This is a genomic window from Mucilaginibacter sp. GW822-FHT03E02, from assembly GCF_058801545.1.
The window spans coordinates 788667-812525 of sequence record NZ_JBXANJ010000001.1; the positions used below are offsets into that span (position 1 = coordinate 788667).

Here is a 23859-nt window from a genome sequence, read left to right on the forward strand (position 1 = left end):
CCATGGTTCACCACGAGGTAAAACCTCGCGGCAGCTAAGCAAAAAAAATCCTGTCTTGATTCTTGACTCTTAATTCTTGATTCTATTTTACTGATACTGTATATAAACAGGGCTCGGTTTCAGTGCCAAAACCTCTTTAGGTGTTAGCATTCGTTTAGGGCCGTTTTTGATATCATTTTTATAAAACAGCTTGAAGCCGGTAAATTGTACAGGCTCGGCAGCAATAAAATATTTGTAGGTTCCTTTTTTAAGGTCGGGGCCGCCCCAGCCGTCCATATCCATCACCAACTGAACTTCGCTGCTTAGTTTGATGTCTTTATAATTGGTTACCATGCGTTTGGTAAAGCGGTGTATGATAAAAATTTTAGGCGGCAGGTTATTTTTCCTGACCAGGCCAGCCAGGTATTTGGATACATAGTTAATATCGTCGGCATCAAATGTACCAATGCGTTTACCGGGTACACTCCCCTCTTTCATGCTAAACTCCGGATCGATACCTAAATGTACATTAGGCATCAGCAGATATTTTTCAAGTTTGGGAATCTCGATTTGTACGGTGCTGAAACCAACCTGCAGATCAAGAAAAACAAGGGCATTCATGGTTTTTGCCATGGCTATTACTTTATCTATCTGGCTAAAAGGCATCCGCAGGTTATGTAAGCCATTGCGGCCGGCATCGGCCTGGGCAGTTACGCATATGTAATGCAGGGCGGGTATCACTGGCGTAAGGGTATCGGCCTTTTCCCAGGCCTCGCATTCGGCTTTTAGTTTAGCCATCATCACTTTTGGCTCATATTCGCCTAATATGCCCATGTTTTTGGAGTACATGTTACCATAATAAGCGACTACCCGGTTAAACGGCAAAATAGCGCCAGGTAAGGGTAGCGGTGCGTTTTTTACAGGCCATTTACCTGTTTTATCGCCATTGGCCATATATTTCATCAGCGAATCGTACTTCGCGGTATCAAGCGTAGCCCCGCTTTTAAGTGTAGTATCCCGGATTGTAAAACTATTGGCATAAACTTTATTAAATGAACCTGGTAAAAAAACAGCCGCGAGGGCCAAAAATGTAAGTACTGCTGTAATTCTTCTCATCTATAAAGTTAGTTCTGTATATTATTCAATACTCTTGCCACGCATCGCAGTGCTTATTGCCTGATCCATTAAACGTTCGGCAAAGGGCCGGGTAAATTCGTTTACTTTGTCTATATTTTTCAAAATGAGGTCTTTATCTCCGGTAGCAATGGCATTTTTTAAAGCGGTTATATAACTGATCGTTTGTTCGGTTTCCTCTGCCGATACATAGCTGCCGTTCTTTTGCAAAAACCGCTCCACTGTATAAACCATCTGCTCGCCTTCGGTACGTGCTTCTATCAGCATACGCTCGGCTACGTCGTCTTTGGCGTGGGTAATGCTATCCATCAGCATTTGCTCTACCTGTTCGTCGGTAATGCCGTAGGTGGGTTTTACCTCTACCTCCTGCTTAACGCCGCTGCGCAATTCAATAGCTTGTATGGTAAGGATGCCATCGGCATTCAGCAAAAAGTTGATATCTACTTTCGGGAAACCGGCTGGCATACTCGGGATGCCTTTCAGGTTAAACTCGGCCAGTTTACGGTTTTCCTTGATCAGGTCGCGCTCGCCCTGGTAAACGGCAATTTTCATATTCACCTGCCCGTCTATCGATGTAGTGTATTGCCTGCCGCCTTTGGTAGGCACCTTGCTGTTGCGGGGGATAATTACATCCATCAAACCGCCCATGGTTTCGATACCGAGGGATAATGGCGTAACATCCAGCAATAAGATGTCTTTACGGTTACCGGCCAATATATCGGCCTGTATAGCAGCGCCTAATGCAACCACCTCATCGGGGTTAACATCATCATGTACCGGGCGGTTAAAAAATTCGGCCACCATTTGCTTAACCAATGCCGTACGGGTTGATCCGCCTACCATGATCACTTCATCAATCTCTGCTACGGTCAGTTTGGCATCTTTAAGCGCGTTTTGGCAGCTGGTAATGGTTTGCTGCACCTTGGGCATAATCAGTTCTTCAAACCTGTTCCTGTCCAGCGTACACCATATCTCGCCTATCTTTTCGTTAAACAAACTTTGGTGGGCAAATGCTTTCTTGGCTTCCTCGGCCTTAAGTCGCAGTTGCTGGGCAAGTTCGTTATTGGCTATTATTTCGGTTTTATTGAGGTTGTTTTTTTCAATCCAGTAATCAACAATAATGCGGTCAAAATCATCGCCGCCTAAAAAGGTATCGCCGTTGGTGGCCAATACTTCAAAAATGCCGTTTTGGATTTGCAGTATCGATACATCAAACGTACCGCCGCCCAGGTCATACACGGCTATGGTTTTTACTTCTTCGGGGTCGAGCCCAATACCATAGGCTAAACTTGCTGCAGTTGGCTCGTTAACAATACGTAAAACATCCAGCCCGGCCAGTTTACCGGCATCGCGGGTAGCCTGGCGTTGCGAATCGTTAAAATAAGCCGGAACCGTTATTACTGCGCGGTTAACCGGGGTTTTAAGCGCATGCTCGGCACGAGCTTTCAACTCTTTTAGTATCAGCGCCGATAGTTCAATAGGCGTATAAAATTTATCGCCTACTTTAATTTTAACCAGGCTCTCGGTATCATCGTCAATAACCTTGTACGAGAAAAAATCTTTATAATTTTCGATATCATGATAGCTGCGCCCCAATAAACGTTTTACCGAAAAAACGGTATTCTGCGGATCGGTTACCAGATATTCTTTAGCCTCGTTACCTACCAAAACATCGCCTGTAGGCCCAAAATGGACTACTGAAGGGACCAATACGCCCTTACCCGTATCGTTTATAACATGCGGTTGCTTATCGGGATTAATAAAAGCCACCAGCGAATTGGTAGTACCCAGATCGATACCTACAATGATATCTTCTTTTTGCAGCGAGCCTGTTGCCAGGTTGATAGAAACTTTAGCCATTACTTTTACTTAACAAACCGCAAATGTACTCAGTTTTGGCAGATGCTGTGTCTTTTCAATCTCTAATTATCAAAATCAGGCAAACAGACCTGCCGAACTTCAATTAGCCACGTATTATTTCTCATAAATACCTATTTCGGGGTATTTTATAAACCTCATATATAAGCTATGTTTGTTCAACCAAACCTGTTATAGACTATAAAAGCTGAGTAATTAGAAAATATACGACCTTATCACATCATTTTCTGAGGGGGAAATAGTTACAGTGAGGAAGCCCGTTGAAGCAATTCATCGGGCTTATTTATTGAACAGGATTTAAGGATTTTGCAGGATTAACAGGATTTTTTTGTCTGAATCAAAATTTGCAGAATTTAAGAATGTCCAGAAGTTACCATGCAACTTTTATCCTGTTAATTCTTAAATTCTGTAAGCGGCGTAGCCTTCTTGAACACCTCTTAAAAACAAACAAAAGGTGAAAAATTCTGATTCAGACAATTTACGCCAGCGTTTCGGCAGCTTTCACTTTGCGTTCAAATAGCAACAACGTGATCAGTAAAATAAACCCGATAGCAAAAAAAACATCCAGCACCAGGGCCGAATCGCGCATTTCGCCTGTCAAGCCTTCTACAAAGCCGAAGGTGAACAAACCTACCACAATTGATAATTTTTCGGTAACATCATAAAAGCTGAAATACGACGCTGTATCGGGAATGTTTGGCGGTATGTATTTAGAATAAGTTGAGCGCGATAACGACTGTACCGCCCCCATAACCAGGCCAACAAAAACGGCGGCAACATAAAACTGGTTTGCGTTTGCAATAAAATAAACACATGCACATATTACACACCACAGTCCTACTATAACCGATAGGGCTTTAACGTTACCATATTTTTCTGATGCTTTAGCGGTTATTGCAGCGCCAATGATGGCCACCACCTGGATAACCAGTATTATGCCTATCAATGCATCATCGGGCATTTTAAGCTCTTTGGCGGCAAAATTGGCCGCCACCAGCAAAATGGTTTGCACGCCTACCGAGTAAAAGAAGAATGCCGGTAAAAACCGTTTTAATAAGGGCAGCTGCTTAACTTTTTTGAAAACTTTAGCCAACTCCTTAAAGCCACCGGTAACCACATTATACTCATGCGATCCTGCATTTGGCGTCCCCTTGGGTAAAAGGTAAAATGGAATAAGCGAGAAGCCTATCCACCATAAGGCAACTATCAGAAACGAAAGCTGCGCCGATTTGTCTTCTGTCATGCCAAACCAGGCATGCCATTGCACAAACACCAAACAAAGTACCTGCACCACAATACTACCGGCAAAGCCATAAATAAAGCCTTTGGCGCTTACAGCATCCTGTTTATCAATGGTGGCTATTTGCGGCAGGTAGGAGTTATAAAATACAAAGCCGCCACAATACCCCACAGAGGCCAGTCCGAAACATATCATCCCAAACTCAAAGGTCTTCATGTCAAAAAAATACAAACCAAAACAGGCAAGTACCCCCAGCCAGGTAAACAGTTGCATATACAGTTTTTTGTGGCCCTTGTAATCGGCGATGGAAGTTAAAATTGGCAATAGCGCTACAATGATCAGGTACGATAGCCCGAGGATATAGTTTGACAGTACCGTGTTTGCATACCTATGCCCAAAAAAAGTAACCATACCCTTCGGATTATTGTACTGCGTAATACCTACATAATAAGCCGGGAATATGGTAGATGTTATCACCATATTATACGACTGGTTGGCCCAATCGAACATAGCCCATCCCCAGATGGTTTTCTTGTTGTTTTTTTCTTGCATTGTTTTGGTGAGGGGTCGATGGTGAGTAGTTAATATTCTGAATCAGAATTAAAGAATAAGCAGAATTGAAAAAGAAGCATTTTCAAATTCTCAAATCTTCAAATTCTCAAATTAAATCAACCACTCACCTACCTACTTAATCCCGTAATGGTCGTTCATTAATTTTACAAAGATGGGGCCTGGTAAAATGGCCTTCAGGGTAGGTACAATGGTTTGGCCAATGGCACCCACCAGATAACTGTGGGCAGGTTTTGATTTGCCTACTATTTTTACAATTTGAGCTGCCAGTTTTGAAGGCGCAGCGCCAATGCTTTCATCTTTTTCCATGGCGGCAACGGCTGCGTCAAATTCGGCTTTCAGTTTATCATTTTTAAGGGTAAAAGGCAGCTTTTCGCGGTTGCCGGTAAAGTCGGTTTTAAAGTCACCAGGATTTACAACCGATACCTTAACACCTGTATTTTGCAATTCCATACGCAGGCTTTCGGAGTAGCCTTCTATCGCGAATTTTGATGCGCTGTATAAGCCCTGGTAAGGGAGGCCAAACAAACCAGCCAGCGAGCCAATGTTGATAACAAGCCCTGTACCCTTTTCAATCATACCCGGCAAAACGGCGCTGCTTACACGTACAACGCCAAAAAAGTTAACTTCAAACTGTTTTTTTGCAGCATCAACCGGCATGGCATAAAGCGGGCCGGTAATACCGTTACCTGCATTGTTAACCAAAACATCAATCTTGCCTTCGGCTTTAATAATAGTTGCAATAGCCGCGTTTACAGATGCGTCATCGGTAACATCCATTTGTAAAGGCATAAATGATACATCACTGATGCGTTTGATATCGCGCGTGGTACCATAAACAGTATGGCCCTGGGCAGCAAGTGCTGTTGCGGTAGCCAAACCTAAACCGGATGATGCCCCTGTTACAAGAATTACTTTTTTCATTTTTTGATTGGTGATTAAATACTTTGAGTTTTGAATTATTTATGCAGGGAAATAATTTGCCATAAAACTATAAAATTATAATTACCGGGCGATACCTGACAGTAAAAAAGCCTAAAGTATTTTAAAGAATGCCGGCAGCGGTGCAATTAAAAGCTCATTAAAATTTATGCCCTGTATTTAATTTTACGCGAATTTTGCCCGATAAATGAAAAAAATACTGATTTTTGGCTCCAACAAAACAGCACGCAACATTGGTTATTACTAATTCAAAATACGAAGAAGCGCTTCTCAACTACAATAAAAAAATTGCCGATGCCAGCGTAGAGGATATGGTGCTCAATATGGGCCCGCAGCATCCATCTACCCATGGCGTTTTGCGTTTGGAGCTGATAACCGATGGCGAAATTGTAAAGGAAGTGATACCGCATATTGGTTACCTGCACCGTTGCTTCGAAAAACATGCCGAGTCATTAACCTACCAACAAACCATCCCGTTTACCGACAGGCTTGATTACCTGGCATCTATGAACAACAGCCACGCTTTTGTAATGGGGGTTGAACGGATGATGGGTATCGATAAAGACATCCCTAAACGTATCGAATACATCCGCGTATTGGTTTGCGAGCTTAACCGCATTGCATCGCACCTGATAGCTATTGGCACCTACGGTATAGATATTGGCGCTTTTACTCCTTTTTTATGGTGCTTTAGGGATAGGGAGCATATTATGGGCATGCTGGAGTGGGCTTCGGGCTCGCGTATGCTGTATAATTACATTTGGGTAGGCGGCTTGTTTTACGATTTGCCGGTTGGCTTTGAGGAGCGTTGCCGCGATTTTGTGGAGTATTTTAAACCCAAAATGGTTGAACTTAACCAGCTGCTAACCGATAACCAGGTATTTATATCGCGCACGGCAAATGTTGGCGTACTGCCTTTAGATGTGGCCATTAACTACGGATGCAGCGGCCCTATGCTGCGGGCATCGGGCCTTAAATGGGATTTACGTCGTATTGATAATTATTCGGCCTACCCCGAGCTTGATTTCGAGATTCCCATAGGTACCGGCCTGATGGGCAAAATGGGCGACTGCTGGGACCGTTACAAAGTGCGTGTCGACGAAATTCAACAATCTGTAAAAATTGTAGAGCAATGCCTCGACCGCCTGCAAAAAGAACTGAAACGCACGCCCGATTTTGATCCGCGCGCCAAAATGCCCCGCAAAACTATCCCCAAAGCACAGGATTACTACGTACGTTGCGAAGGCGCCAAAGGCGAACTGGGTTTCTACTTTGTAGCCGACGGCAAATCCGAGATCCCCACCCGGGTAAAAGCCCGCGGACCAAGCTTTAACAACCTCTCCGTACTTCCCGAAATTTCAAAAGGCGTACTAATTGCCGATTTGATTGCCATTGTAGGGTCGATAGATTTTGTACTTGGGGAAGTAGATCGGTAGACTACTGTCTTGCTACTTGATACTTACTACTTGATACTAAAATGGGCGTTGCCTGCGGCCGGGCTTTTTGCTCATACTGCACAGGCCTTAGCCGCTGCCTGCCCTCTTGTCCCTTCGCCCGGCCGGTATCCGCGCCAATCCCTAACGCATTTCTCTGAACTCGGATTAAGCAGATTTATCAGATTTTTTCGGTTTTTTTTTCTTAAACTATCAACTATTCCTCCGTCTGCAAATCAAAATCAAAAAAATCCAATAAATCTGCTTAATCCCGGTTCAGAAAAAAAAGCCCCCTAACCAAAAAAAGAGACACCTTACGGTATCTCCTTTTAATTATTAATTTTTATTGGAATTGGGCGTTGTTAATAAACTTTAACCATGAATACATAGTTTTTTAGTTTTCTGACTTGTTGCGGGCGGCTTAGGCCGGCAAGGGTATTCTTTGTGCTTAAGGTTAAATCTTTACTCAATGAGTCAGCTGGTATATTCTGTATCGCCTTTAGTAAAAAGGTCGATTTTTTTGCAAATCCTGCACCGGCCACATCGGGCTGTCTGCCACTGATGATACCAATAACATTCCCCTTGCTATCCAATAACGGGCCGCCGCTATTACCCGGGTTAACCGGGATAGAAACCTGGTATTCTGTAGAATCTCCGGAATGACCATTCCTCGCAGTTAACGATCCGGGACCGAAATTTTCTTCACCACTTGGGTATCCGAAGGTATAAACATCTTCGCCTAAATCGCTAAGTGATTTTTTGAAATTGTAAGGCACATTACCAAGATCTTTAAATGCAGGATCATTAATTTGCAATATTGCTATATCATATTGTGGCTCAGTATAGATCACCTTAGCATGAAATGATTCGCCTGCTGCATTCTGAACATCTACCGAATCGGCACCCTCTACAACATGAAAATCTGTGGCTATATAACCGTTAGATGATAAAGCGAACCCCGTACCACGGTATTTACCGGGATTGGTATTTGTTTTACTGCCTTTCATATCTTTTAACAAACCACTGGTTCTACCTTCGAGTGTCGCCTGCGATTTTTTTATTCTGCCTATTTCCTCGCTTAACTTCTCATAGTTAGATTGATGATTATTAAGCTTCCCCGTAAAAATCAAAGTGGTCAATACAGCAAAAATAGCTATCGATGCCGCTACCGATATTTTTGAATGGTGGTGCCTCCACATATTTACTATCCAGTTGGGCTTAATTAAAAGCTCTTCTTTCAATGTATGCACATCAATCTCGCTGTGGATAGCATCCAGGCGTTTCTCCAGCTCAACGCGTTCGCCGTATTGTTTGATTAGCCCTACAAATAGTTTGTGTTCTATTACCTTGCTGTCAACATTAGCGTCGTTTTTACGCAATGTCTCAAATTCGGCACGCTCGGCAGCGGTCATATCGCCGTTAAGGTACCTGTCAATCAATTCCAGAATAAGGTTCTCGCTCATCTCTTTACACTCCTTTTACTTCTGCTGAAAAAATAATTTCTTCAGCCTTTGCAGGCATTTATACTTTTGCGTTTTGGCATTATCGGCATTGGTATACCCAAAACGTTCACAGATCTCCTGCATCGATCTGTTATGTATATAAAAATCTTCCATAATAGTTTTACAGGGTTCTCCTAATAACTGAAGGGCCGCCTCCATTTTATTAAACTGTATATCCCGGTCATTATGTTTTTCAACCTCATCATCAACAGGCAGGTACTCTTCAAAATCCCTGATATCGCCCCCGTACCTGTTCATCTGGCTTAACCTTTTAAGCCAAAGCCTGCGGCAAACCGAGTAAATGTATGTTTTAAGCTTGCTGCTTAATTCAAATTCGCCCGATTTTATCTTGTTATAAAGAACAATGATAGCTTCCTGGTATATATCCTTGGCATCATCCTCGTTTCCGTTATTGTTGATAATTAACTGTAATATCATCGGGAAATAGGTTGTATATAGTCTTTTCAGAACTATTTCCGAATTGTTAAGTATCCCAAGAACTATTTCGCTATCTGTTGGTGCCGAAGCTTTTAAGTCTTTACTCACTATTAATACTGTTTATGCCAAAATGTAACCCAACGTTGTAAAAAATAATTACCCAGTGAAGCAGAATCAAGAGTTAAGAATCAAGATTCAAGACGAACGGTCTTGTTTTTACCTGTTTCTGCACCAATGCTTTTTTTAACTGCAAACAATATCAAGGTTGAATACCAACCATTATACTGCCTTGATTCTTAATTTCCCACCCTCGCCCTAAATTAATACTGCGAATGCAGCTAAGGTAACCCTGGTCAAAATAATTACCGGGGCAAATCTGCAATAAAAAAACGGGCTACAAAAAATTACATTCAACAGTATACACTACAAAACCTATAGAATTTATTTTTTTATTAATTTTTATGGGTTACCTTTTTTAAAGATTGGTATTAACTACCGAAAACGATCAAAAAACATTAAAATTTAAACTCAAGAACATGAAAAATTTATTAAAAACCGGCTTAGTTGCTTTAGTTATTGCTGTTTCTTTCTCGGCTTGTGGCGGTAGCGCTTCAAAAACAGATGTTGATACTGCTAAAGTTGATACTACAAAGAAAGATACTGCTGCCGTTGATACAGCAAAGAAAGATACTGCTAAAACCGACACTACAAAAAAAGACACAGTTAAAAAATAACTGTCCAACACTGTAAAAAGGGCTTATTAGTATAATTTTGGGGCCCTTTTTACTGATTTTTTAGTTTTTTTACAATTATAAAAGGGTAATCGATAATTTTTTTCAAAATTATGGGTTACCTTTTTTTGTTTACTGTATTAACAGAAAAACTAATAAATCACTCATTAAAAAATTGAACATGAAAAATTCATTCAAATTAGGCTTAGTTGCCTTAGCTATCGCTACTTCATTTGCAGCTTGTAAAGGTTCTGGTTCTGCTTCAGGTACAGATACCGCTAAAATGGACACTGCAAAAATGGACACTGCTAAGAAAGATACAGCTAAAACTGACACTGCTAAGAAAGACACAACTAAGAAAGACACTGCTAAAAAAATGTAATCTTATTTTTTTTAGATTTCTAAAAAAACGCCTTCGGTTTCGGAGGCGTTTTTTTTGTACCAAGCAGTTAGTGTCAAGATTTTTTTGGGAAAATCTAGTTTCGGGATACCGCGTCGTATCAAGATAGCGCATCTGCGCTGTCTTGATACTTGATACTAAATTCAGTGAACACTATCCCGCAATGCTTTTATCTCGTCATGGGCTTCCAGTATTTCGGTCCTTTGCCCGGTTATCAGGTCGCGTAAAAATTCGGGAATGTATTCTTCGGCCAATGCGTCACGGTAAGCTTTTACAATAGCATCTTCGCCAAACTCACATTCTTCCAAAATATCACGTGTATCATGAGCGGTAAAAGCGGCCTTCACGTCAAGCCAGGCGCGGTGTATTTTACCACCGGTTGAAGTACCTGTATCAATATCTTTTCCTAAAACTTCAACCTCTTTGCCCAATTCGTTCTTATAACGGTTACTTGCGTCAATTAAGCTTAAAAAAAGCATCCTTAAATCAGTTTCGCCATCTTTCAATTCTTTAAGGGCACGTTCATAGCCCTTTATCCTGTCGTTATTAATCTGAACCAGATCATTCAAAACTTCTGCTGTTGCTTGTGTATTTTTCATGATAAATATGTTTTTATACAATTACAACCTATCAAAAATTAAATTGTTTAATTAAATAATTATTAATTATCCCCATAGGAAATAACAATCCTTTACTTCCTAAATAATGAGATCAACCAAACGATAACCAAAATAACAACAATAACGGCGATAATACCAACAACGGCACCTGCCTTAAATATGCCGGTGATAACCGAGCAACTGTTTAACGTAAACATGATCAGTGCGATCATCAGTAAATGAATCTTTTTCATAATAATATTTGAGTTAATGAAGTGTAGTGACAGCCATTTGCCATCGCGCTTTAGCCAGCGCAAGAATCAGGCCTTTTTTGCATTTAGCGCTTTATTACCCCGTAGAACCCCAATGCCTAAATTTAACTCAAAATGTATAGTAAAACATACGCCGGTTTCGACATATCCGGCTATATATTAATTGGATAAACACCCAATAATTGCCTTTAACTGAAGGGCTATCCACAACACGCTTTTTATTTATCTATTAATATATCAAATAGGTGCCAATCAACAAACAATTAAAAAAACGGAACGCTTATTGTAGAATACTAATTTGAGAAGAAAGCGTCAACAACATTTCGGCCGCAGCACACTATAAGTATTAACATACTTATAGCGCAGGTTTTTGCTAAATTTTTGGTGGTATCGCGACATTATCATAATTTTGAATTATCTATTTATAACTACATATTGCTATGACTTTTCAAATACAACCAAACATTCAATGCGAAAATTGCATTAAATGTGGCACAAGACCTCAAATTGAACAATCAAAAAAATACTGGATTGTTACTTGTCCAAATAAAAAATGTAATAACTTTGTTAAAGGTGAGTTGGTTGATATAGAGGGCTGGAACAGGCTAAACAAGAGTAGCGCCAACATTGCACCTAATCAACCCCTTAAGAAAACCGCTTAAGTGCGCATCCAATTATTCATGGTAAAATAAAAATAGCATCACACCTGGGTGCTTTTCGGGGCAGATGGTTAATTTTGCCCGCCATTGAGCAACCATGAATAAAGCTATTTTTTCGATAAAGAATGCAACCGTAAGATTTTTGAACAACACCTTGTTCAAGGATCTTACATTTACAATAAACAAAGGCGAAAACTGGGCGCTCGTAGGCCCAAGCGGCTCGGGCAAAAGTGCCTTGTTACAAACTATTGCAGGCCGCTTTAATATTACAGGCGGTTCCATCGTTTATCATCCTGAAAACGAGCAGGATGGCGAAAGCCTGGTTACAACTGGCATTAGCATTAAAACAAAACTGGTTGCCATTGTTGAGCCCAGGCACCACTTCCGTAACTTATCAAACACTTCCGATTTTTACTATCAGCAGCGATATAACTCGTCCGACTCGGAGGATGCCCTAACCGTTAACAATTACTTAAACAACATTACCACTGATACTGTTGGCGAATACTGGACCTTAGATAAGGTAATACTATTGTTAAACCTTGATTATCTGCAGGATAAGGAATTAATAAAGCTATCAAACGGCGAGACAAAGCGCCTGATGTTGGCAGCTGCCCTACTTAAAAACCCCGTTTTATTATTACTCGACAATCCATTAACCGGACTTGATGTAAAAACAAGACAAGAGTTTAATGGCATTGTCAGCCAGATTACCGCATCTGGCATCAATTTAATTATTGCCACGCCAGCGCACGAAATTCCGGAAGGTATCACCAACGTAGCCGTGTTACAAAACGGCGCAATTATTCATGAAACTACCAGGGCCGATTTTAGGCCGGAAGAGTTTATGACCGATGTTGCCGACAGCATTGATATAGCGGCACTTAACATACTTTTAAATCCCGATAAACCGCGCATAGCCTACAACCATATTGTAAAAATGGAAAAGGTACACATTCAATACGCCGATAAGGTAGTACTGGATGATGTAAACTGGGAAATTAAAACAGGCGAGCGCTGGGCCCTGCTTGGCCCCAATGGGGCAGGCAAATCAACACTACTCAGCTTAATAAATGGTGATAATCCGCAAGCTTACGCCAACCACATTGTTTTATTTGATAAAAAGCGCGGTACCGGAGAGAGTATCTGGGATATAAAAAAGAAAATAGGTTTTGTATCGCCGGAGTTGCACCAATATTTCCCTACTGATAACAGCTGCCTTCAGGTAGTTGAATCGGGATACTACGACACCCTTGGATTATTTAGGCCAGGCAACCAACAAATGGCCGCCACAGCCTTACAATGGATGAAAATACTTGAAATTGACCAGTATGCCCGGATGCTTTTAAAAAACATACCTGCAAGTGCACAACGTTTGTGTTTACTTGCACGTGCATTGGTAAAAAACCCTTCACTCCTTATTTTTGATGAACCCTGCCAGGGCATGGATGACCATCAGCAGCTTCATTTTAAAAACATGGTAGATACCATTTGCAAACTAAGCAATGTAACCATGATATATGTAACCCACTATCAACATGAAATCCCAAACAGTGTTGATAAGGTTTTAACGCTGGATAAAGGGAAGGTGGTTTAATTGGGTCATTGGTCATTGGTCATTGGTCATTGGTCATTGGTCATTGGTCATTGGTCATTGGTCATTGGTCATTGGTCATTGGTCATTGGTCATTGGTCATTGGTCATTGGTCATTGGTCATTGGTCATTGGTCATTGGTCATTGGTCATTGGTCATTGGTCATTTAGGGCCAAGTTTTATTGGGGAGTCCTTGTTTTAAAAATTTTCAAATAATCCACTAATGACAGCGAAGCGAAATGACTAATGACCAATGACAAGCGCAGCGACAATAACCAATGACAAGCGAAATGACTAATGACCAATGACAAGCGAAGCGACAATGACTAATGACGCGAAGCTTAATCTCCCGGCTCATAGTCAACCGGCAGCAAATCGCATAGTTTGGCTTTTGACCAGGTGCCTTCGTAAAGTGGGGCCGGATTTGATATTACGGTGCCGTTATTATCAAACAAGGCATAACTCCCATACAGGGTAATTATACTGGTTTCAAAGTTTTCCATATCCAGCGGGCGGTATACATCCTTAAATTCGGTAAGCTCGTGCTTTTTGGTATATACAACGTACAAAAAGTGCGGAAAGGCGATGGCATAAATCCCAGCCTCGGGTGTGCTGCGCAAAATCTCCATCGGCTGATATGGAATCTTCACCACATTTTCATCGCTCCATTTGGTAAGGTTGCTTAGTTTGTACCAGTGCATAACCGAGTCGCGGTTGGTTTCTTTATACCTTTTTATTTTTTGTTGAATCAGTTCTTCTGGCGGCCGTTCGCGGTTCAGGGCGCGGGTAAAGTCGTGAGCTTCAAAACCCTCTTCCTTTAATTTGTCTTTATATAACGACCTGAAAAAATGCTGGGGCGAGCCGTAGTAAGCTTCCTCCCGCTTATGTTTCCACACCTTTTTTTGCTCGGCAGATCCCGGCAGGTTTTCAAACAATGCCCTGCCCGAGTATTGTATGGTATGCTCAATACCATCGCTCACATAGTTTTTCAACAAATATTTGGTACGATAGCCCAAGGCCTTGTTCTCGACTACCAAAAACTCATCGGCATCTGCCTCCAGCCGTTGCTTGCTACGGTGGTAATTAAGGTTAAGCACGCGCGGGTTAAGCACCTTGCATAATTTAGAATTCTCGGTAGTACCTATAAACTCCCTCCTGAACTGCTCATAGTTTTTTTTCCAGTCGGCATTGCTGCTTATCACCACTTCGCGCAGCATGAGTACTTTTTGGGTGAGCGATATATCGAGCTTTAATGGCACATTACCTACCTGCACAGTTTGTGCATAGTCTTCATACCCCACTACGGTAACAATTAATTCATACTGGCCGGGTTTAACACCCGATAGGGTAAATGTGCCATCTTCGGCGGTTGAGGTACCGTAAGTAGCATTATTTAAAAACACGCTGGCATTGGCCAATGGCGATTTGCTTTCGCCGTGCACCACCTTACCGGTAATAGTAGCGGATTGCGCCAAAACAAACAACGGGCATAATAAAACAAAGGCTATAAAAACTATCCGGATTGGCCGCATTAACTAAAAATACTGAAATAATTATTCAAGCTACTAAAAAAAGCATTTTTTATGAACGCAACATGAATTGCCAAAGTATTTATTTGTTGATATAAGATGTTGATATAAGATTTTTACAATGAGGTTCGGTTGCGGGGAGCGTGTTGCGGGGTTCGTGGGAATGGTTGAATCTTTTATTACCTCCTTTCCCTTACTAATGCCTGCCCTGATTTCGTTATTCAGGGCAGACATAACTTAAGGCTTCCGACTAATCGTAAATCAGATACTACTGTTTCCCCCAGTAATAATTTATACCAAAACCAATGTTGGTATTCAAGCCTATGTTAAAGGAATTGGCTTTGGTTTGATAGTCATGAGTATACAAAATGTTGCCAAAGCCAAGATTTACGGCCAGCTTTTTTGTGGCAAAAAACACGATGTTGGGGTTGCCGCCAACACTTATCGAGCCGGAATTAAAGTTGTTGATGTCATTGGCCTCGGTAACGCCAAATTGCGGGAATATGCCTATCCTGTCATTCAGCATGCAATAGTACCTGAAGTGGATACCTAACGACAGAGCTTCGGTATGGTATTTATGATCATAGCGATAACTGGTAGTGCCGCTACCGGCCAGGGCAGTGTAAACAGATGTTTCGGTACCGCCTGTACGTGAGTAACCGGGTTGGATACCAATAGTCCAGTTTTTTGACAGGAACATTCCAAAATCGGGGTTAATTTGCAGGTTAGATATACCATGATTGGTATAAACCGTGGTACCCGCCGCGAACGAATAGGTATTGGTGTAGCCATACCCATCATAATTGTAGTTAAGGCTACCGCCAGTGTAATACCGGCCGGTGCCAATTTGAGCTTTTGCAGCAAAAGAAGCCGCCACAATAAATAAAAGTGTAAATAAGTGTTTTTTCATTGCTGAATTTTATAGGTGTAAAAAACGAAAGCAACGGGATATAACCACCAGGCAATAAAACAGATAAGGTAAAGTACTGCATATGGTTAACATCTCATGCATCCTTTATTACGGCTTTAAACGTAAAAGTGATACTAAAGGTTAGGCCAAGATAAGTAAAGACTTTCAGGTTATTCGCTCGATATATCATATATAACTAAATGTCAGGCAGTTTCGTATTGAATGAAAATATTAAAAAATAAATTGATATAAATTGATTTTTTCGTTGTAAAATAGTTTCCTAAACTTATTACAATGAAAAATATTTTAGTGATCCTGATAGCCTGTTTTGTATTTAATGCCTGTAAAAAAGATTCTTCAGGCAGTGTAACTTTAGCAGCCAATAGTAAGCTTGCAGGCGGTAAATGGAATATTTTAAGGGATACCATGTATTTTTACAACAAGGGGAGTGTAAAAATGCAGGTTGATTCATCATACCACGGCGATGCCTGGTGGGTTTTTAATCAGGACGGTACCGGTAACGACCAAAACACCAGATTCACATATAATTTTTCGGCGGGCAACTTAACTATTAAGGCCGCCGCGTACGTGTTAAATGGTGGTAATTATGATGCAGAGACGTATACGGTTAAAGTTATAAGGCTTACAAATAACAGCCTGGGCATGCTTTATGATTGGTCAACAACAACTAACGGGGTTAAAAGCGGGAGTATTTTAAAGGAATACTCGGGAAGGTAGCGTAAATTGATTAAAGCAGCAACGCAAAGACTTGCAAGTCCTTTCGCGCTTTTTTATCGATGGCTCACTTTGCTTAATTTCATAAGTTATTATTTGATATACCTTAGCCTATGATTCAATTGAACTGCCTGCATACAATTAGATATGGCATCCAATAGCCCTATCAACAAAAAGCCTATCTTTGCGCCATGGGTGTATCTTTTGAAGAATTTAATTTTAACCGGCAAATTTTAAACGCCATTGCCGATGCCGGTTATACCGAAGCTACGCCTATACAGCAAAAAGCCATCCCTCCTATCATGAACGGGCAGGATGTAATGGGCATAGCGCAAACCGGTACCGGTAAAACGGCCGCTTACGTTTTGCCCATCATCATGAAGCTTAAATATGCCCAGGGCGAAGCCCCGCGCGCGCTAATTATTTCGCCCACGCGCGAACTGGCCATGCAGATTGAGGAAAACGTTAAAACCTTTGCCGCCAACACCGACCTTAGGGTTGTGGTACTATACGGCGGCCTTGGCCCAAAAACACAGATAGAAAACCTCAATAAAGGTGTAGATATCATTGTAGCCACCCCCGGCCGCTTTATGGATTTATACCTGGCAGGCCATATAGTTACCAAAACCCTGCAGGTGCTTGTACTTGACGAGGCCGATAAAATGATGGACATGGGCTTTATGCCCCAGATTAACCGCCTGCTTGAAGTGGTACCGGTAAAAAGGCAAAACCTGCTTTTTTCGGCCACCATGAGCGATAAGATTCATGAGCTGTCCAACAACTTCCTGGAATATCCAACCATTATTGAGGTTACTCCGCAGGCCACGCCTGCGCAAACGGTTAACCAACTGTTGTACTATGTACCCAATGTAAAAACCAAAATTCACCTGTTAAAAAAACTTTTGGAGGCCGAGGGAGAGATTACCAAGCTGATGATATTTTGCAAAACCCGTGTTGTGGCCGATGATGTTTACAAATTTCTGCTGCGCAAATTTGGCGAAGGAGGTGTTAAAGTGTTACATGCCAATAAAGGGCAAAACACTCGTATCAACTCTATCAACTCGTTTAAAAACGACGAGGTTAAAATACTGGTAGCAACCGATGTAGCATCGCGCGGTATTGATGTAAGCGATGTAAGCCACGTAATTAATTTCGACGTACCTGTTGTTATAGAGGATTATGTACACCGGATAGGCCGCACCGGCCGGGCCCTGCAATCGGGCGAAGCCATTACTTTTTGCGGCCCTGCCGAGGAATATTACCTTAAAAAGATAGAAAAACTCATTAAGCAAAGTATTCCGGTTTCGGCTATTCCGGATGATGTTTTTATTGAGGAAACAGGCTACGATGAGCGCCAGGAAATTGCCAAGGAAATTGATATGCAAAAGCGTAAAGACGACCCGGATTTTAAAGGCGCTTTCCACGAAAAGAAAACCCTCAATCAGCATAAAAAGTTTGACGAGGCCAAGAACAAGGTAAAATATGGCAAAGCCTATAAAGCCGCCGGCGGAAAAACCAGGTCATCATCCTCCCGAAAAAAACGTTAACCGATTTTAAAAACTTTAAACAGACAGTCAATTACATGAAATTGCGCATTACCCCGTTAAATTTTGCAACCACATTTTTTTTGGTGGTGGCTGTTTATATCTGGATAAACGGAGCAGCCATTGCCGGCCGACCTTTAGAAAACTGGAGCGGTACCATTGGTTGGATATTCCTGTTATTTGCTGCGGTTGTGTTTTTTATGGATCTGATGTTCCGCAACTTTTTTGCCGAACTTAAAAAGCTGTGGATTATTGAATTGTGCGTAATTGCCTTAATAGCTGTGATTTTTTTCCTGGTTAGGTAAACGTTGTCGAGGTTTGGTACAAATATTTCTGAACTTGTTAAGTTCCCAATGGAAGTAGTTTTTTAACGAAATGGTGCTTTCAATTATATTTGATAAAATCGTATATTTGTTATTGAACTATCAATCAATTAATCATGAGCGACAAAGAGTTGAAAACATACCTTTCTAAAATAAGAAAGGAAGCTAATGATATTGCCAAAGATGAAGATAAATCAAAAAAATTTCTCACTGACATTGGATTGCTCAATCGGGAGGGAAAAGTAAAAAGGCAATATAGAGATATATGTATTCCGATAGATCAGGATTAATACTTGGTTTTCATGGATGCGACGAAAGTGTTAGGGATAGTGTTGTTTTAAATAAAACAACACTTAAGCCAAGTTCAAATGATCACGATTGGCTTGGTTCCGGCATATATTTTTGGGCAAATTCTCCCGAAAGAGCCCTTGAATTTGCAAGTCAACAGAGGTTAAGTTCAAAAATCAAAACTCCATCTGTTTTAGGCGCCGTTATCGATTTAAAATATTGCCTTGATTTACTGGAATATAAAAATCTGACGATAGTAAAGGATACTTATAATTTATTGTCAGAAATAATGAAATCTGCAAAATTAAAAATGCCGGAGAACATAAGGCCTCAGGGATCAGATGAAACGTTGTTAAGAAAGTTAGATTGTTTTGTAATAGAATCGCTTCACAAATTAAATAAAGACCGGCAATACGATAGCGTTATGTCTGCTTTTTTGGAGGGCAATGAATTATATGACAATGCGGGATTCAGACAAAAAAACCATATCCAGATATGTGTAAGAAACCCTGATTGTATCAAGGGCTATTTTATACCCAGAGAAAAAACTTAAGTCATTCCTACATAGAATGGCTTTTTTGTTTCCTTCGTCCCTTGATTTTAAGTCGTAAAAAATGCATACTTCAAAAATTACAAACCCATTATAATCTGGTCGCTGTAAAATAACCTACTTTTGCGACTTCAATAAAACAGAAAATGAAAACTGCCGAAATAAAGCTCACCGTTACGCTGGATGATAATAACGTGCCCGAAAATATCATGTGGGAATCAACCGATTCGCAATCAAAAGAGGCATTGCCCGTAAAATCGTTCATGCTGGCCCTGTGGGACCAAAGCTACAAAAACACCCTGCGCATTGACCTGTGGACCAAGGATATGCCCGTTGACGAAATGAAACGCTTTTTTTACGAAACCCTGCAAACCATGGGCGACAGTTTTTTACGCGCCACCGGCGAAAAGAACATCGTTGAAGACCTGCGCGACTACTGCGCCCACTTTGCCGATAAAATGGAAATTAAACAATAATTTAGTAGTAAGTATCAAGTAGTAAGTATCAAGATTTTTGATTGGGAAATGTGAGTGAGGATACTATTTTTGCTTGCAACTGTCTTGATACTTACTACTTGATACTATTTTTGCTTGCAGCTATCTTACTACTTGATACTTACTACTTGATACTAATTTAAAACCTATATGCGCCTTAGTTCAATTTTATCATTTGTGGGCTTTGTATTGCTTTTTGCAGGTACATACTGTCCGTTGTTACGTCCGTTTCATTTATTTAACTGGAACGTTTATCAGCTTAACCAGCCGTACGGTATAGTACTTGTACTGGTGGCTGTCATTGGTGTTATTTCATCATTTTTAAACCAGTATAAAATTACACGTGCTTGTGCATGGGCGTCGGTTATTTTGGTGGGGGTATTACTTATAGCCGCCATTGTAAAGGTTGAAACCTCTTTTAGTTTTATTCCTTTTCGTAAGTTTGATGCGCTTTTAACCAGGCAAATCAAATTTAAGTGGGGCTGGTTTGTACTATTCGCGGGGCCTGTATTGGCACTGGCAGGAGCGCTAAGTGGCAAGCCTAAAACTTTTGTTAAACCGCCCGGGGTGGTTTAACAAAATCAAACCATTCCTAATATGTTTATTGCTGCATACTTTTACGTAAACATGTTTTTTTTAAACATATTTGTAGCCAGATAAATAAATTTATTGATGGTTAAATTCTCTTTTCGCCAGCAAGTACTAACCGGCTTTGCTATATCTGTTGTCCTGGTTTTTGTGGTAGGTATCCTGGCATACAAAAGTATTCGCCAGTTAGAAGACGATAATGCCTGGGTTGACCATACTCAGCATGTCATCAAGTCGTCAACCAACCTGCTGCAGCACATGATTGATGCCGAAACCGGGGTACGTGGTTTTGCAGCCACCGGCGACAAGGTTCTTCTTGAACCCTATAACGAGGCTTTGCCGCTTATTGATGCCGATTTGACAACGTTAAAGACGCTCACAAAAGATAACGGTGATCAGGTGAAGCGTATTGATACGCTTACCACCCTTGTTAATTTGCAACATAATTACCTAAAAGAAAATATCGATACCCGCAACAGCAAGGGGCTCGAATTTATGGTTGCCAGCCATATGTTTATAAGGGGCAAGCAAAATATGGATATGATACGCGCACTGGTTGCCCGTATTACCGAAAACGAAAACAGCTTGCTCAGCATCCGCAAAAACAACTCCGAAACGGCTTCAACCCGGGCTATTTATGTAATCATTTACGGTTCATTAATATTCCTGTTTATTATTCTGTTTTTGTTCCGCTACATTCAAGGAACTTTTGATAAGCAAAAGAAAACCGAAGAAGCAGTTAAAATTGCTAATGCCGAGCTAAGCGTAGTATTGGCCGAAAACGAGGCCAAAAACTGGCTGCTTACCGGTACCGGCACCCTTAACGAGAAAATGCAGGGCCAGCAAAGCGAAAAAGAATTATCAAAAAGTATCCTGTCTGAAGTTTGTGCTTATACCAAGGCCGCCGCCGGTACATTGTATTTATATGATGACCGCGAGCAGCAACTGGAATTATTTGCGGCATACGCTTTTCATAACCCCGAACTGTTAAAAAAGAAGATACAGTTATCAGAAGGATGGCTTGGCCAGGTGGCAGAAGATGAAAGGGCAGCGGTTGTAAAAGGCAAGCTGAATAACAGCCTGGAGCTATCATCGTCTGTAGTAAAGGACGTGCTTACCGAAACATTTATTGTCCCCTTTCTTTTTGATAAAAAATTAAAGGGTGTAATGGAGGTTGCCTTTACCGGCGAACTGACCGGCAACCAACGCGAATATATCCTGGCCGTAGCCAATGATATTGGCATAGCTGTTAATACAGCCCAGGCCCGCACCATTATGCACGACTTGTTTGAAGAAACCCAGCAGCAGGCCGAAGAACTGCAGGCGCAACAAGAAGAAATGCGCGTTACCAACGAAGAATTGGTAAATAAAACAGAAATGTTGCAGGCATCGGAAGAAGAATTACGGGTACAGCAGGAAGAGTTGCGAACTATTAACGCCGAGCTTGAAGAAAAAGCAAGCTTGCTTGAAGAAAAAAATCAGGCCATTGAAGAGGCGCGTGCAGCCATTAACCTTAAAGTTGATGAGTTGGAAACTACCGGCAAATACAAATCGGAATTTTTGGCCAACATGAGCCACGAATTGCGCACACCGCTTAATAGTATCCTGGTGCTGGCGCGTATCCTGAAGGATAATAAGCCGGCAAACCTTTCAGAAGATCAGATTAAATACGCCAGTGTAATATTCAATGCAGGTAACGACTTGCTCACACTGATAAACGACATTCTCGACTTATCCAAAATAGAATCGGGCAAGCTGGATATGCAAAATGAGGATATCAGCATATCCGAAATTGTGAACGATATGGAAATGCTGTTTGCCGAAGTAGCAAGCAGCAAAAAGATAAACTATACCACCAGCATTAAAGATGTACCTGCAACCGTATTTACCGATAAGGTAAGGGTTGAGCAGGTGATAAAAAACCTGCTCTCGAACGCGTTTAAGTTTACGCCCGAGAACGGGTCAATTTCCATCAGCGTAAAACCCGGGCTTAAAGAAAGCACCGTCAGCTTTGCCATTAAAGATTCTGGCATCGGTATCCCGGCCGAAAAACAGCGGATCATATTTGAAGCCTTTCAGCAGGCCGATGGCTCTACCAGCCGTAAATATGGCGGCACAGGGTTGGGGCTGTCCATCAGTCGCGAACTGGCAATACTACTTGGGGGCAGCATAAGCATGACCAGCGAACCAGGAATAGGCAGCGAATTTATATTGACAATTCCGTTTGAGGCCAAAGTAGTGCCGGTTATTAACGAAGAGGTACCACCAGCCGCCCAAACCTTTAAGGCCGAGAGCAATTTCCTGAAACCGGCTAAACCGATAACCCGCGAAGATAACCGCGAGCCATTGGTGGTAATTGTTGAAGATGATAAAAACTTTGCAGGCATACTACAGGATTACGCCCGGGACCATGGTTATAAATCCATTGTGGTTTATGAAGGCAACCGCGCAGTTGAAACCATAAAAGAAGCCAAACCCGATGCTGTAATATTGGATATTATGCTGCCCGGCAAGGATGGCTGGCAGGTATTGAAAGAGTTAAAGGCCGATGAGGCTGTTATGCATATCCCCGTACACCTCATGTCGGCTGGCGAAGCGGCAGCCAATCGTGTGCGTAAAGAAGGCGCTATCAGCTTCCTTAAAAAGCCTATCAATACCGAAACGCTGGATAAGCTGTTTGCCGATATTATGCTGCAAAGCGGCACCCGGTTTAAACAAATACTACTGGTTGAAGACCACCGGGCGCAAAGCCAGGCCTTAAAAGATATGATGCAGGGCCAGGGCATCACTGTAGACCAGGCTTTTGACGGCGCATCGGCATTCCGTATGCTGCATGAAAATGAATACCAGTGCGTAATACTCGACCTTAACCTACCCGACATTTCGGGGTTAGACCTGCTGGATAAAATAAAAGAGGTTGATAGGTTTGCCGCCCTGCCGGTAATTGTAAACACAGCTATGGAGCTGGATAAAGTATCGGTAAACAGGCTGATGCAATATGCAAACGCCATGGTGGTTAAAACCAATAAATCGGCCGATAGGCTGATTGACGAGGTTAACCTGTTCCTGAACAAAATCAGCGAATCGTCGGGCAGTGGCCAAACGGCACAGCTATCAAAACCAAAATTACCGGCAAAAGGCAAGGATGCCATTAAAGGCAAAAAAGTACTTATTGTTGATGATGATATGCGCAATATTTTTGCCCTGAGCAGCGCCCTGCAAAGCTATGACCTGATTGTGGAAATTGCCAACGATGGCGAGGAAGCTATTGCCAAGTTGGAAGAGGTTCCGAATATCGATATTGTTTTGATGGATATAATGATGCCTAAAATGGATGGTTACGAGGCTACAAGATATATCCGTAAGCAAAACAAATGGGCCAAACTACCTGTAATAGCTTTAACAGCCAAAGCAATGAAAGACGACCGCGAAAAGTGTATAGCAGCAGGAGCCAACGATTATATTACAAAACCGGTTGATATGGACAGGTTAATTTCACTCATGCAATTATGGCTGGAAAGCTAATT

Annotated in this window: 22 protein-coding genes; 12 read left to right on the top strand and 10 right to left on the bottom strand. The window is 41.6% G+C overall.

Annotated elements, in window-relative coordinates:
* Nucleotides 1–87: 87 nt before the first annotated feature.
* From AC1RM2_RS03010 to AC1RM2_RS03025, 4 genes are all read right to left on the bottom strand, one after another.
* On the bottom strand, nucleotides 88–1095 hold the full coding sequence (locus tag AC1RM2_RS03010; RefSeq protein WP_492983235.1) for a hypothetical protein: 1008 nt from the start codon (nucleotides 1093–1095) through the stop codon (nucleotides 88–90).
* A gap of 21 nt (nucleotides 1096–1116) precedes the next feature.
* Complete coding sequence (hscA, locus tag AC1RM2_RS03015) at nucleotides 1117–2973, bottom strand: Fe-S protein assembly chaperone HscA (RefSeq protein WP_492983237.1); 1857 nt, start codon at nucleotides 2971–2973, stop codon at nucleotides 1117–1119.
* A gap of 496 nt (nucleotides 2974–3469) precedes the next feature.
* The gene (locus AC1RM2_RS03020) at nucleotides 3470–4783 is read right to left on the bottom strand and encodes an MFS transporter (protein ID WP_492983239.1); all 1314 of its coding nucleotides are present in this window, start codon (nucleotides 4781–4783) and stop codon (nucleotides 3470–3472) included.
* 132 nt (nucleotides 4784–4915) lie between these two features.
* Nucleotides 4916–5725: an SDR family oxidoreductase gene (locus tag AC1RM2_RS03025; protein ID WP_492983241.1), complete on the bottom strand. Its 810-nt coding sequence runs from the start codon at nucleotides 5723–5725 to the stop codon at nucleotides 4916–4918.
* A 257-nt stretch (nucleotides 5726–5982) separates the two neighbouring features.
* On the opposite strand from AC1RM2_RS03025, the gene AC1RM2_RS03030 reads away from it, so the two are divergent.
* On the top strand, nucleotides 5983–7179 hold the full coding sequence (locus AC1RM2_RS03030) for an NADH-quinone oxidoreductase subunit D (protein WP_492988232.1): 1197 nt from the start codon (nucleotides 5983–5985) through the stop codon (nucleotides 7177–7179).
* Nucleotides 7180–7538: 359 nt separating this feature from the next.
* Here AC1RM2_RS03030 and AC1RM2_RS03035 read toward each other — a convergent pair whose 3' ends face one another.
* The gene (locus AC1RM2_RS03035) at nucleotides 7539–8639 is read right to left on the bottom strand and encodes a S1C family serine protease (RefSeq protein WP_492983243.1); all 1101 of its coding nucleotides are present in this window, start codon (nucleotides 8637–8639) and stop codon (nucleotides 7539–7541) included.
* Nucleotides 8640–8654: 15 nt separating this feature from the next.
* A complete protein-coding gene (locus AC1RM2_RS03040; RefSeq protein ID WP_477361346.1) occupies nucleotides 8655–9224 on the bottom strand; it encodes an RNA polymerase sigma factor in 570 nt (189 codons plus the stop codon).
* 428 nt (nucleotides 9225–9652) lie between these two features.
* Between AC1RM2_RS03040 and AC1RM2_RS03045 the strand changes: the two genes are divergently transcribed.
* A complete protein-coding gene (locus tag AC1RM2_RS03045) occupies nucleotides 9653–9850 on the top strand; it encodes a hypothetical protein (RefSeq protein WP_492983245.1) in 198 nt (65 codons plus the stop codon).
* A 178-nt stretch (nucleotides 9851–10028) separates the two neighbouring features.
* Nucleotides 10029–10229 carry a hypothetical protein gene (locus AC1RM2_RS03050; RefSeq protein WP_492983247.1) on the top strand — a complete coding sequence of 67 codons (201 nt, stop codon included), beginning with the start codon at nucleotides 10029–10031 and terminating at the stop codon, nucleotides 10227–10229.
* Between the two features lie 161 nt (nucleotides 10230–10390).
* On the opposite strand, the gene AC1RM2_RS03055 is transcribed toward AC1RM2_RS03050, so the two are convergent.
* Both AC1RM2_RS03055 and AC1RM2_RS03060 read right to left on the bottom strand, forming a co-directional pair.
* A complete protein-coding gene (locus AC1RM2_RS03055) occupies nucleotides 10391–10846 on the bottom strand; it encodes a PA2169 family four-helix-bundle protein (protein WP_492983249.1) in 456 nt (151 codons plus the stop codon).
* Nucleotides 10847–10938: 92 nt separating this feature from the next.
* Nucleotides 10939–11100: a hypothetical protein gene (locus tag AC1RM2_RS03060; RefSeq protein ID WP_492983251.1), complete on the bottom strand. Its 162-nt coding sequence runs from the start codon at nucleotides 11098–11100 to the stop codon at nucleotides 10939–10941.
* Nucleotides 11101–11874: 774 nt separating this feature from the next.
* On the opposite strand from AC1RM2_RS03060, the gene AC1RM2_RS03065 reads away from it, so the two are divergent.
* Nucleotides 11875–13374 (top strand): ATP-binding cassette domain-containing protein, encoded by a 1500-nt coding sequence (locus AC1RM2_RS03065; protein ID WP_492983253.1) that lies wholly within the window; start codon nucleotides 11875–11877, stop codon nucleotides 13372–13374.
* A 338-nt stretch (nucleotides 13375–13712) separates the two neighbouring features.
* Here AC1RM2_RS03065 and AC1RM2_RS03070 read toward each other — a convergent pair whose 3' ends face one another.
* Nucleotides 13713–14903, bottom strand: a complete 1191-nt coding sequence (locus AC1RM2_RS03070) for a carboxypeptidase-like regulatory domain-containing protein (RefSeq protein ID WP_492983255.1) — start codon at nucleotides 14901–14903, stop codon at nucleotides 13713–13715.
* A 265-nt stretch (nucleotides 14904–15168) separates the two neighbouring features.
* Nucleotides 15169–15810, bottom strand: a complete 642-nt coding sequence (locus tag AC1RM2_RS03075; RefSeq protein WP_492983257.1) for a hypothetical protein — start codon at nucleotides 15808–15810, stop codon at nucleotides 15169–15171.
* Nucleotides 15811–16104: 294 nt separating this feature from the next.
* Between AC1RM2_RS03075 and AC1RM2_RS03080 the strand changes: the two genes are divergently transcribed.
* The 8 genes from AC1RM2_RS03080 (at nucleotide 16105) to AC1RM2_RS03115 (ending at nucleotide 23857) form a co-directional block, all read left to right on the top strand.
* The gene (locus AC1RM2_RS03080) at nucleotides 16105–16548 is read left to right on the top strand and encodes a hypothetical protein (RefSeq protein WP_492983259.1); all 444 of its coding nucleotides are present in this window, start codon (nucleotides 16105–16107) and stop codon (nucleotides 16546–16548) included.
* Between the two features lie 188 nt (nucleotides 16549–16736).
* A complete protein-coding gene (locus AC1RM2_RS03085) occupies nucleotides 16737–18092 on the top strand; it encodes a DEAD/DEAH box helicase (RefSeq protein ID WP_492983261.1) in 1356 nt (451 codons plus the stop codon).
* A gap of 35 nt (nucleotides 18093–18127) precedes the next feature.
* On the top strand, nucleotides 18128–18394 hold the full coding sequence (locus AC1RM2_RS03090; protein WP_492983263.1) for a hypothetical protein: 267 nt from the start codon (nucleotides 18128–18130) through the stop codon (nucleotides 18392–18394).
* Nucleotides 18395–18528: 134 nt separating this feature from the next.
* On the top strand, nucleotides 18529–18702 hold the full coding sequence (locus tag AC1RM2_RS03095) for a hypothetical protein (protein ID WP_492983265.1): 174 nt from the start codon (nucleotides 18529–18531) through the stop codon (nucleotides 18700–18702).
* Nucleotides 18678–19253: a hypothetical protein gene (locus tag AC1RM2_RS03100; RefSeq protein WP_492983267.1), complete on the top strand. Its 576-nt coding sequence runs from the start codon at nucleotides 18678–18680 to the stop codon at nucleotides 19251–19253. The genes AC1RM2_RS03095 and AC1RM2_RS03100 overlap by 25 nt, the downstream gene beginning before the upstream one ends.
* Nucleotides 19254–19396: 143 nt before the next feature.
* Nucleotides 19397–19726 (top strand): gliding motility protein GldC, encoded by a 330-nt coding sequence (gene gldC, locus AC1RM2_RS03105; protein ID WP_090653031.1) that lies wholly within the window; start codon nucleotides 19397–19399, stop codon nucleotides 19724–19726.
* Nucleotides 19727–19894: 168 nt separating this feature from the next.
* Complete coding sequence (locus tag AC1RM2_RS03110; RefSeq protein WP_492983269.1) at nucleotides 19895–20320, top strand: hypothetical protein; 426 nt, start codon at nucleotides 19895–19897, stop codon at nucleotides 20318–20320.
* 96 nt (nucleotides 20321–20416) lie between these two features.
* Entirely contained in the window at nucleotides 20417–23857 is a 3441-nt protein-coding gene (locus AC1RM2_RS03115; RefSeq protein WP_492983271.1) for a response regulator, read from the top strand.
* The last annotated feature ends 2 nt before the right edge of the window (nucleotides 23858–23859 follow it).